Below are 12,596 nucleotides of genomic sequence, written 5' to 3' on the forward strand. Positions count from 1 at the left end.
AATTTAACCAACAATGCACCCCGTTTAATGGTCTTTCAAGGTATATGCTGTGTTTTTCGTTGAGAAGCCGGCGTATCATCTTACGGCAATTGTAAACCTTGAACAAATTAAATGAAATGAAAAAGAGATACTATCTTAAGTACCTGTTTTTGATCACTGCATTACTGTTTTCATTCTCTCAGCGATCATTAGCGCAATCTGTCGTAGCCTCCGGTTACAATTTTACAGCCAGCTCAAGAACATTCAGCTACCTTAGCTCCGGTACCAGGGTTACTGCTGTAGAAGTAGACGATGGTTACACAACCATTCCTATTGGTTTTACCTTCCGCTTTTGCGGCGCTAATTACACAGACGTAACCGTTTGTTCAAATGGGTGGTTGAGGTTTGGTACAGGCGTAGGCTCTGCCGTACCTAACTGGAACTATAACGCCACACCAAATTCTGGTATTGAGCCTGCAGTATATGCGTTGTACGAAGATATTAGTGGAGTAGGCGGTACTTCAACATACGTTACAACAGGAACTGCTCCTAACAGAATATTTACATGGGAGTGTCGTAATTATCTTTGGGATTATGCCGCCTCAACACCCAGTGTGTCATTCCAGGTTTTGTTGTATGAAGCTACCGGCGTGGTGGAGTGTATCTATAAACAGGAATCAGGTTCTGTTTCTTTAGGGAGTAGTGGTGGCGCTACCATCGGTATCGGTAAGTCTTCAACAGACTGGCAGGTGCTTAACAATGTAAGCAGCAACCCAACCTCCTCATCATCTACATATACAGCTAACCTGAGTTCGGTACCTGCAACCGGGCAGAGTTATGCCTGGGATCCGGGTGCACCCTGCGCTTCACCGTCTGGACTGGCTACAACATTGGTCAACTCAACTCATGTTGATTTCTCATGGAATGCTGCAGCGGCAAGTGTGGGTTATGAGTATGTAATTGACCAGAACTCTGCTGCTCCCACATCATCGGCAAATGTCGTTACAACTACGAGTACTTCTGCCAGTGCAAGCGCGTTACAACCCTCTTCATTATATTATATTCACCTGCGCAATCAGTGCGGAACTAATAACTACTCTCAATGGGTTACTATTTCATTTAATACTTTGCCTCCTTGTGTTATTGGTGCACCGGGTATACAAATACCACAGATCGACTCAAACTCAGCTACTGTGACATGGCCAACCGTAAGTACCAGCATAGAATATGAGTATATTGTAAAGACAGATAATACACCACCATCAAGTGGTAGCTCAGGTACAACAACTACTACCAACCAGGTTAACCTGACCTCCCTTCAATCGGGTAAGACTTATTATATCTTCCTGAGAGTGAAATGCTCAGGCAATGATAGTTCAGCATGGATAGTTGATTCGGTTTATGTACCTATACCATGTCGCGCACCCAATGTTGAGTTCAACGATCTGAGCAGTAACCGTGTTGTAACTTTCTGGTCAGCACCACTGACTGCTTATGAATATGAGATAATAAATTCCTCTACACCGATAAGCAATCCGACATCGGGAATAAAAACAACCAGCACCAGTCGATTATTTTCTTTCCTTGATGAGGCAACTGAATACTACGTATATGCAAGGTCTTATTGCGAGGACAAAACAATAAAGACAGTGTCTAAATGGTCTACAACTACTTACACTACCTGGAAACTGGGAGTTGATAATATTTCCGGTCAGGTCAATCAGCTATTTATTTCTCCCAACCCTGTTCATGACAGGGTTATTGTGATGGTAGACGCTGTAGATCATGATGGTAAGATAAGCATTATGGATATGACAGGTAAATTGCTCAGGTTGCAGACTGTTGACAGCAAAAGGATAATTATTGATGTAAATGACCTTGCACAAGGCTTATACATTGTTCAATACACAGATAGAAATAATACACTTAAAGCCAAGGTATATAAGCAATAGTATTAATTATCGGTTAAAGATTCTTGCAAATAGCCACGATTTTTCGTGGCTATTTTTTTTGCTTTTTAATTTGCAAAGGCTAATTTTTTTTGTAAGTAATTGATAGGCAATGTGTTGTGATTTTTTTAAATGGTATTGATATTTATGTGTTTTTTTATCTATTTTTAAATCACTCTTCTACGCCTGCATCGTCAATGAAAATATGCAGGACTGTTATCCTGCATGAGCCCCTGTTATCATAGTAAACGAATTACTGAATAATGACAAAAATGTATTTTTCGATACGTAAAAATTAACTAAAATTCCATTATGAGAAACAAGATCTCTACAATTTCTAATGTTGTGATAGGCAGGTGTTCGGCGGCTTTGCTCACTTTATTTACTGTGCTTTTAGTTAATACTTCTGCTTTGCGGGCGCAGGTGCTTACTTATTCACAGTCGTTCACACAAAGCGCTACTTCAACAACACAGTGTAATGCCTGGGAAACTTTCAGGGCGTCACTTCTTGTATATTCATATACCAGTGTAAGTATAACAGCCGGTTCTACTCCGGCTACCATTACCTGTACTAACCCCACAATTGTTGCAGATATTGCCCTTTGTTTAAGAACGGGTGTATCAAGAACATGGACAGATGGTTCTAATATATGGAATGTAGGTACTTGTGGTTCCGGTGGAAGCCCTACAGTAACAGGCTGGGAGTTGTCTGTAAATAACGGCAACTGCCTGTGTTCTTCAGGATATTGCGCACGCCCCTGTATCGGCAACTTGAATTGGGGTGGACAGGGTACAACCTGCAGTGCCCCTTCTCAGACCATAACAGTTGAATTCAATGCAGGCCCTCCTTGCCCGATCCCAACCAATGTTACAATTACAGCTGTGTATTCAAGCGCAGTGTTCTTTACATGGACACCTCCTACAGGTTCAAATGGTTCTGAGTTCATTGTAGACCAGAATGCTACTGGTCCTACCGGTAACCCGACAGGTACAATTACTACTAATACTACTGCTTCACAGGGTGGTTTGACACCTTCGACTACCTATTACCTGCATGTACGTAACAGGTGTGATAGCCCAAGTAAATCAGTATGGGTAACAACGAGCTTCACAACTCTGCCTCCTTGTATCATACCTCCTTCAATAAAGATCCCGCAGATAGATACCAATTCTGCCACCATCCAATGGGCCACAATTACGCCGGCAATATTGTACCAGTATTTTATTAAGGACAATAATACACCCCCTACTACAGATGTTGGTTCGAGTTCAACTACATCCAACCAGGTGCAGGTAAGCGCCCTGGATCCGGGTAAAACATATTACATCTTCCTGAGGGCTAAGTGTCTGGGTGGAGATAGCTCAGCATGGGTACTGGATTCTTTCTACGTGCCTATACCTTGCCGAGCACCTTCGGTTCAGTTCAACGACCTTAACTCAGAAAGGGTAGTTGCATTTTGGAACACACCGGCAACAGCATACGAATATGATATATTGAACTCCTCAGTGCAATTAACCACTCCAACAGCAGGTATCAAAAAATCTACCAACAGCTACCTGTTCCCATACCTGGATCCCAACACAACCTACTATGTTTATGCAAGGAGTTATTGTGATGACCATAATATAAAATCAATATCACCTTGGGCAGAAACTATGTATAAAACATGGGCACTTGCTGTAGGGGATGTAGAAATGGAAACAAATAGTGTTAGCGTACTCCCCAACCCGGTAACTAACCAAATGGTAGTAACTATTACCGGCAAGGTCGGTGCGGATGCTAATGTCACTGTAATGGATGTTTCTGGCAGGGCGCTGAAAACTATCCCTGCCAACAGTAAAAAGATCACAGTGAATATGACCGAGTTCCCGGCAGGTGTGTATGTGCTGCAATATGCGGATGATGCACGCAGAGAACAGGTAAGATTTAACAAACAATAGAAACAGTAGATTAGTAACATATTAATCTTGACAATACGAGGGCTATCGGTTAACGATAGCCCTCTTTGTATTTATCTACTTCTAATTCGTTGATATGCAACTACTAATTACATATAGCATGTCGATTCAGGTCTGATTAATATTCTTAATTCAGACATTAACTGAAAATTAAAAACCGAGGGCGCTTTTCCTTTGATTTGATAAATTCTATAATATTCATTTTAGTATACTTCCTCATATCCCGGTTTGTTCATCGCGGTGAAAGCATGTTATATTATTTCCGGTATCTGCCATTATAAATGAAGATGATCGGCAGAGTTATTCAGAACCACGTTTTGTAACATCTGAAAAAATACAAACAGGTAACTAAAAATAAATATTGCTATTATGAGATCATTTTTATCCGGGTACAATCATTCATTATTATTAATTATCCTCTGCTTTTTAGGTGCTACAGGAGCTAATGCTCAGTATTGTTCTGCTACATACAGCGTACAATGCAGCAGTTACAATATGTATATCCGCTCTTTCAGTACTACAGGAGGCATAACTAATATCACCAACAACAACACCTACTGCAGTAATACCTCTACTAGTTATACATATTACAGCGGTATGGTACATGAAGGAGCTCCTCTTTCTTCAGTCAATTTCTCTGTTACTATCGGGTCCAGCTACCCCCAGGGAGTTGTGATATGGGTAGACTGGAACCAGGACGGTGATTTTAATGATGCCGGTGAAAAAGTATATAATCCCAGCAGCACTATTTCTGCGGGTGGAACGCGCACGGGTAGTTTTACGATCCCTGTTACGGCATCGATCGGTAATACACGTATGAGGGTTAGGTCATCCTACGCCACCACAAGTGTTCCGCAATGTGGTAACCAAAGCTATGGTGAGTGTGAAGATTACAATTTTACTGTGGTAAGTAACTGCGCCGCACCCGCATCAATTAATATAGGTGCTGTCAATTCCGGCTCCGTACAGTTCAACTGGTCGGCGGTCACAGGTTCGCTAGGGTACGATTATGCGGTTACTACTTCACAAAATGGTCCATCTTCAGGTTCCGGCTCTACCAATAATACATCAGCGCTGGTAACAGGTCTCAGCCCAAATACAACTTATTTTGTTCATGTAAGAAATAACTGTGCAGGTTACCCTTCGCAATGGACGACAAGCGCGCCTTTTACAACACTTCCTCCTTGTTCCGAGCCCTCAGGGTTTGCTGTAACATATGTAGATTCAAGTTCTGCAGATTTTACCTGGACACCTTTGTCTACTGCGGTAGAATATCAATATTTTATTGACCAGGACAGAGCGACACCAACATCAGCACAAGGAGCTAATTCTACTACCAGCAATTATGTAAGCACAACAGGTTTAACAGAAGGAAATACTTATTACGTGCATATGCGTTCTTTATGCATTGGTAATGATAGCTCGGGTTGGTCGCTGGATTCATTCTATGTACCTATAGCATGCCGCAGTGCTATAGTTATGTTCAACGACCTAACAACAAGCAGGGCGGTAGCGTACTGGGCACCTGCCAATACAGCCATTGAATATGAATATGCTATTACCGAAACATCAGCTCTGCCACCTGTAGGCAGTAAAACGGTTGCATTGAGTAAGCTGTTGCCTTACCTTGATGATAAGACAACATATTATTTCCACACCAAGAGCTATTGTGATGATCATGACATCAAGACATCATCATCCTGGGCTACCTTCTCTTTCAAGACAATTGGTGTAGACGTAAATAATATTGATATCAGCGATAAGCAGATATTCCTGTATCCTAACCCTGTCAGGGAACAAATGATAGTTAATATAACGGGCAGGCCCAATAATAATGGTGTTATACATATATTGGATGTGACGGGAAAGTTATTGATGACTGAAAACATAACAACAGACAGGATAACAATAGATGTAAGTAACCTGTCTGCCGGAATGTATATAGTACAGTATTCAGATGATACACATCGCAAACAGGTTAAGTTCAATAAACGATAATAGCATCTATTTTTTAACTAATAATTAAAGCCGGAGAAATTTCTCCGGCTTTAATTATTAAAACATATTAAACTACCTAACCATTTTGATTTTGTTGCTGTCTGCCCGGGTACATACAGAATGCAACAGGCTAACAACAACTACTTTCAGGGAGAGTGTTGTTTGATTGTTGTGTCCTGTTATGGTAACAGATACGTAAACAAAATCAAACGATATGAAAATCAGGATCTACTCATTTTCCAAAACCGTGCTGCTTGCCCTGGTAGCTTCCCTGTCTTATGCAGACGCTTCAGCGCAATTACCTGCGTTAAAACAATGTAGCCCTTCTTTAATACCTAATTTTGTAGTAGGGTGTACAAACGGTGGATATATCAACAGTGTAACAACTACGGGTGGAAGCAATAATATCACTAACAACAGCACAGGTTGTGGCAATACTAGTACTTCTTATTCTGACTATACGACTTCCGGCATGAAGGTTACGCAGGAAGCAGGCAAATCTGTCACAGTTAATGTAACATGGACACCTAATACAAACAATCCTTATTTTATAGAATCTTCTATTACTAAGGTATATATAGACTGGAACAGAAATGGGCTGTTTGAAAACAATGAATACATTGCCCCTGCTTCTGTAATACCTACCAACCCCCATGTACATACCGTTAGTCCCAGTCACCTGACAGTAAACGTTACAGTAGATGTACCTGCATATGCCAAAGACGGTCTTACAAGGATGCGAATAGTAACAGGAGCCGATAATCATATTTATGGTTTCAATACAGATGCTTGCGGGAATGCAAAGTATGGTGAAGCAGAAGATTATGTTTTTGAGGTAATAAACCCTTGTGTACCACCAAACGTCATTTCAGTTGCTAATGTTGACTATAAATCTGCAGACATTACATGGACGCCCAAACTTAACTCTGAAATGTATGAATATGTCATTACTCCGGTCGATACGATTCCACATGACACCGTGATAGGTTTTTCATTTACTACAACACCATCTGTAGATGTCGATACATTTCAGTGCAATGTGAAATATTATGTATTAGTACGTGCTATTTGCGATACGGCAGGTAAAACTACACCCAACTGGAGTAAATCAGCCTGGATGAGGGATTCATTTGTGACAAATCCATGCTGCCATACACCGGTAGTGACGGTTGATAAGGTAACACACAACACTGCGCGTTTCTCCTGGATGCCTATCGCTACGGCATTAGGTTATGAATATGCAGTTACAACAGTACCTTCTCCTCCACAACAAGGTACTTTCACCACACAAACAGTAGTGTTGCAACAAGGGCTGTCTTCAAAAACCAACTACTACTTGTTCGTACGCAGCCGTTGCACACCTACTCCGCAGTCTGATTGGACGATGAATACCTTTAAAACAGAAAAAACAACATCTGTTGACGGGCTTAACGTCCAAGATGGATTCAGTTTGGATATATTTCCTAACCCGGTAACAGACAGGATCAACATACAACTTAATGCCGAACCGGCTGCCAATGCCTTCATAACGATCTTTGATCTGGCAGGTAAACAGGTTTACCGAGGTAATGTGCAGCGAAAGACAATCCTGATTGATGCCTCTGAGATACCGGCAGGTATATACATTGTGAAATACACAGATGAGATACATAATCAGATAAATAAGATAACCAAATAAGTAATACACACATGAGCAAGCACCATCAGGTAACAAAGTTTAACTATCAGGAATACATGTTATGATTTTTTGTTGTTTGATGGTCTTGTTTGTTGATTTTCAATAATATCAGCGATGCGAGGTTTTTGAAAATTGTTGCACCGAATGGGCTGTTGATATTTTTTTTAATCAGAAACATTCCATAAATTTAAGCTCTATATTTACTGTTTTTTGTATATTGTACTTTGAACAAATTTTAAATACGATAATTAATAGGTGTTCGTTATGAAAATAAATCGATACTCTTTATTTCCTAAAGCCTTCCTGCTGGGGTTAGTGTTGCTTATTTCAGGCTTTAATGCTAGTGCGCAGATGCCACCGCTTACAGCTTGTAGTCCTTCATTGATACCCTATTTTGGTATAGGATGCTCCACAGGCGCTTCTATCAGGAGTGTTGTCACCACCGGAGGTATTGTAAACTTCAATAACTCAAACACCAACTGTGCCAACTCTTCTACGTCTTACTCTGATTATACTACGGAGTCTTTCTACGTAAAACAGGAAGCATTCAAATCATTTAACGTAGCTATTACCTGGAATGGGAACTCTTCTCAGAATATCGTTTCTTCATTAGACAAAGTGTTTATCGACTGGAACAGAGATGGTGACTTTGATGACCAGGACGAGTATATTTCTCCGGGGCCTATTCAGGGTACACACCCACATGCCCACCAGACAGCCAACTCAACTATTACTGTTAAGGTGGATGTCCCAGGGCATGCTAAAGAAGGTATTACCAGGATGCGTGTTATTACTTCTTCTTTGGGTGTAATATACGATCCGGGTGTAACAGCTTGCCAAGGTAGCCGTGGAGAGGCTGAGGATTACAGGGTAGAGGTTGTGAACCCATGTTTACCTCCAAATGTGATCTCTGTAGCTAATCTCGACTACAAATCTGCAGATTTTGCATGGACACCTAAACTGAACGCTGAGTTCTATGAGTATGTTATCACCCCGGTTGATACTATTCCACACGATACAGTAGTTGGTTTCACATTTACTACTACTCCGTCTGTTGATGTTGATACTTTCCAGTGTGATACTAAATATTACATCATGGTTCGCCTGATTTGCGACAGCGCACGTAAGATCGCTCGGGACTGGAAGAAATCTGAGTGGGTAAGGGACTCATTTACCACACAGCCCTGTTGCTATACACCACAAGTAAAAGTGGATAAGATAAGCAGCACTACTGCCCGTGTACAATGGGATCCGATAGCTACTGCACTAGGATATGAATATGCAGTAAGTACCACAACAGACCCTCCACAGAAAGGCACCTTTACCACCAGCACCTCTGTAGTATTACAAGGTCTGGCAAGCAAAACAACATTCTTCGTTCATGTACGCAGCCGTTGTACTCCTACACCTTTATCAGGTTGGGCTAAGTCTGGCTTTAAAACACTGGGGCCATTGTCTGTAAACACATTGTCTCAAACAGGATTGTTCGTAATGGATGCTTATCCTAACCCGATGCAGGATAACCTAACAGTTCAGTTCAATGGCCAGATAGGCAACAATGCAAGGTTGACACTGATAGACCTGACCGGAAAAGTAGTGTACAATGCGCCTGTTTATTCTGATAAAGTGACTATAGATGCAGCTGAACTACCATCAGGTATTTATATAGTGAAATACACTGATGATGTTCATAACCAAGTAATGAGGGTTACTAAGAAATAATAACAACAGAATTTATACATACCAACGTCCCTCTTGCAAAGAGGGACGTTTTATTTTATCTCAGTAATAAGATTCAGTTGTATGCGATTATGATGTAGTAAGGCATACAATAAAACGCCCGTATGATGCATCATACGGGCGTTTTATTGTATTATATGATCTTTATTTATTTCAGTTTGAAAGCTTTCTTCACTTTGCTTACGTAATCCAGCTTCTCCCATGTGAACAACTCAACCTTCATTTTTTTGGTTTTACCTTCACCATTGGTGAACTGTTTGGTAACCGTCTCGTTATTACGCCCCATGTGACCATAAGCAGCACATTCGCTGTACATTGGCTGGCGTAGTTTCAAGCGCTGCTCAATGTAGTAAGGGCGCATGTCAAATACACTTTCTACTACTTTCGCAATCTGGCCGTCAGTCATATTTACTTTTGCAGTACCATAGGTATTTATGTAAACACCCATTGGTTTGGCAACACCGATTGCGTAGGATACCTGTACGAGTACTTCATCACAAACACCAGCTGCAACAAGATTCTTAGCAATGTGACGGGTAGCGTACGCAGCAGAACGATCTACTTTGCTTGGGTCCTTACCTGAAAACGCACCACCTCCGTGTGCACCTTTACCTCCGTAAGTATCTACGATTATTTTACGTCCGGTAAGGCCTGTATCTCCGTGTGGACCACCAATAACAAATTTACCTGTAGGGTTAATGTGGTAGTTGATCTTTTTGTTGAACAGGTGCTTGTACTGGGGATATGCTTTCATGATACGCGGTATCAATACATTCAGCACATCTTTCTTAATAGCTTCCTGCATTTTTTTCTCGTCAGCAAAATCGTCATGTTGTGTAGATATAACGATAGTGTCGATACGAACAGGTTTGTTATCATCGCTGTACTCAAGAGTTACCTGGCTTTTTGCATCGGGGCGAAGATATTTCATAAGCTTACCTTCTTTTCGGATGGCAGCCAGTTCCAGCAAAAGGGCATGTGCCATATCAAGTGCCAGTGGCATATAGTTAGCGGTTTCGTTGGTGGCATAACCAAACATCATGCCCTGGTCGCCTGCTCCTTGTTCTTCTTTTTTCTTTTTATCTACACCCTGGTTAATGTCTGGTGATTGCTCATGTATAGCCGACAATACGCCGCAAGACTGTGCTTCAAACATATATTCGCTCTTGGTATAGCCGATTTTTGCTATCACCTCTCGGGCTATGGATTGTGCATCGATGTATGTTTTGCATTTTACCTCTCCAGCTAGCACCACTTGGCCTGTAGTTACCAAAGTCTCACAAGCGATCTTTGCGTTGGCATCCCATGCAAGAAAGTTATCAACAAGAGCGTCAGATATCTGGTCTGCTACCTTGTCAGGATGTCCTTCTGATACGGACTCCGAAGTGAATAAATAGGACATTCTTTTTATTTTATGATTTAACTGTTAAAATGATAATTCTTTTCACTTATTCCACGGTTACTGATTTTGCCAGGTTACGCGGTTGATCTACGTTGCAATCGCGTAGAATAGCTATGTGATAAGCCAGCAACTGCAACGGGACAATACTGATAAGCGGAGAGAGTATCTCTTCCGTTTCAGGCACTTCGATTACGTGATCAGCCAGATCACGTATCATAGTATCTCCTTTGTGTACTACTGCTATGATACGGCCTTTGCGGGCTTTCACCTCCTGAACATTAGAAACTATTTTCTCATAAGCACTCTGGTTAGTTGCCAGAAATACTACAGGCATCTCTTCATCTATCAGTGCTATCGGTCCGTGCTTCATCTCTGCAGCCGGGTAGCCCTCAGCATGTATGTAGGATATCTCTTTCAGTTTCAGTGCACCTTCCAATGCCACCGGGAAGTTATAACCACGTCCCAGGTACAGGAAGTTCTTTGCATCTTTATATTGGGCTGCCAGTTCTTTTATCTGCTGATCCAGCTTCAGTACTTCTTCTATTTTCTTAGGAATGTTTTCCAATTCGTATAATATCTCGCGCAACCTTGATGTGGACACGCTGCCTTTCTCATGTGCCATCTGCAGCGCTATCAGAGTCAGTATGGTGATCTGCGTTGAGAAGGCCTTGGTAGATGCCACACCTATCTCAGGGCCGGCATGTGTGTAGGAACCTGCATGAGAAGCACGCGCAATAGACGAACCGATGACATTACAGATACCATATATCAAGGCGCCTTTGCCCTTAGCCAGGTCAATGGCAGCCAATGTATCTGCTGTTTCACCACTCTGCGATATCGCCATGACGATGTCAGACTCATTAATGATCGGGTTGCGATACCTGAATTCAGAAGCATATTCTACTTCAACAGGCACACGTGCTAGGTCTTCTATGAGGTACTCACCAATCAGGCCACTATGCCATGACGTGCCACAGGCGGTTATCAGTATGCGTTCAGCATTATCTATACGATTCACATATTCTGACAGTCCACCCAGTTTTATCCACCCTTGCGGGGCGTTCATACGGCCACGCAGGCAGTCAGCTATTACCTTTGGCTGCTCATATATCTCTTTTAGCATAAAATGCTCAAAGCCGCCTTTCTCTATCATTTCAAGGCTCATTTCCAGCTCTTGAATTGCAGGGCTTTTCTCAACATTGCCCAGCGTTTTGATAGTATAGTGGCCGTCACGGTTGATCACTGCATACTCCTGCTCATCGAGATATATTACGTTCTTAGTGTATTCTATGATCGGTGTAGCATCTGAGGCAACAAAAAACTCTCCTTCGCCAATACCTATTACCAGCGGGCTGCCTTTGCGGGCTGCCACCAGCTGATCAGGGTTGGTTTTATCTATAACGACGATCGCATAGGCACCTACCACCTGGTTCAGTGCAACACGCACGGCATCTTCCAGTTCCGGGTAATCTTTGCGTACCTCTTCTATCAGGTTCACGAGTACCTCTGTGTCCGTGTCAGATTGAAATGTATACCCACGTTTTTGAAGTTCTGCCTTCACCGAAGCATAGTTCTCAATAATACCGTTGTGAATGATGGCAAGGTTACCAGATTGCGATATGTGCGGGTGCGCGTTTCTGTCGTTAGGTTCGCCATGTGTCGCCCAGCGCGTATGTCCTATGCCTATAGTAGCGCTCAGTTCCTGTCCGTCAGTTACTTTCTCCAGTTCGCTTACTTTGCCGGCTTTTTTGTATATCGTCAGGTTGCCGTTTAGCAGGGCCACTCCGGCACTGTCATACCCCCGGTATTCCAGCCTCTTAAGGCCTTTAATTAATATAGGAAATGCGTCTTTGCTGCCTATATACCCGACTATGCCGCACATAATATAGTT

The 12,596-nt window shown here is 42.1% G+C and carries 7 protein-coding genes; 5 read left to right on the forward strand and 2 right to left on the reverse strand.

The genetic code is table 11. The annotated features are described in order from the left end of the window. Nucleotides 1–116: 116 nt before the first annotated feature. The 5 genes from H6550_05130 to H6550_05150 all read left to right on the forward strand — a co-directional run bounded on the left by H6550_05130 (nt 117) and on the right by H6550_05150 (nt 9,285). Nucleotides 117–1,931 (forward strand): T9SS type A sorting domain-containing protein, encoded by a 1,815-nt coding sequence (locus H6550_05130; protein MCB9045505.1) that lies wholly within the window; start codon nt 117–119, stop codon nt 1,929–1,931. Nucleotides 1,932–2,240: 309 nt separating this feature from the next. Next, on the forward strand, nt 2,241–3,869 hold the full coding sequence (locus H6550_05135; protein MCB9045506.1) for a fibronectin type III domain-containing protein: 1,629 nt from the start codon (nt 2,241–2,243) through the stop codon (nt 3,867–3,869). Between the two features lie 387 nt (nt 3,870–4,256). Then, entirely contained in the window at nt 4,257–5,885 is a 1,629-nt protein-coding gene (locus tag H6550_05140; GenBank protein MCB9045507.1) for a T9SS type A sorting domain-containing protein, read from the forward strand. Between the two features lie 214 nt (nt 5,886–6,099). Then, complete coding sequence (locus H6550_05145) at nt 6,100–7,563, forward strand: T9SS type A sorting domain-containing protein (protein MCB9045508.1); 1,464 nt, start codon at nt 6,100–6,102, stop codon at nt 7,561–7,563. Nucleotides 7,564–7,827: 264 nt separating this feature from the next. Continuing rightward, entirely contained in the window at nt 7,828–9,285 is a 1,458-nt protein-coding gene (locus H6550_05150) for a T9SS type A sorting domain-containing protein (GenBank protein ID MCB9045509.1), read from the forward strand. A 166-nt stretch (nt 9,286–9,451) separates the two neighbouring features. On the opposite strand, the gene H6550_05155 is transcribed toward H6550_05150, so the two are convergent. Beyond that, a complete protein-coding gene (locus H6550_05155) occupies nt 9,452–10,705 on the reverse strand; it encodes a methionine adenosyltransferase (GenBank protein MCB9045510.1) in 1,254 nt (417 codons plus the stop codon). Between the two features lie 46 nt (nt 10,706–10,751). Next, nucleotides 10,752–12,587 (reverse strand): glutamine--fructose-6-phosphate transaminase (isomerizing), encoded by a 1,836-nt coding sequence (gene glmS, locus H6550_05160; GenBank protein ID MCB9045511.1) that lies wholly within the window; start codon nt 12,585–12,587, stop codon nt 10,752–10,754. Between the last annotated feature and the right edge of the window lie 9 nt (nt 12,588–12,596).

This window comes from Chitinophagales bacterium (assembly GCA_020636495.1).
Taxonomy (GTDB): domain Bacteria; phylum Bacteroidota; class Bacteroidia; order Chitinophagales; family Chitinophagaceae; genus UBA5543.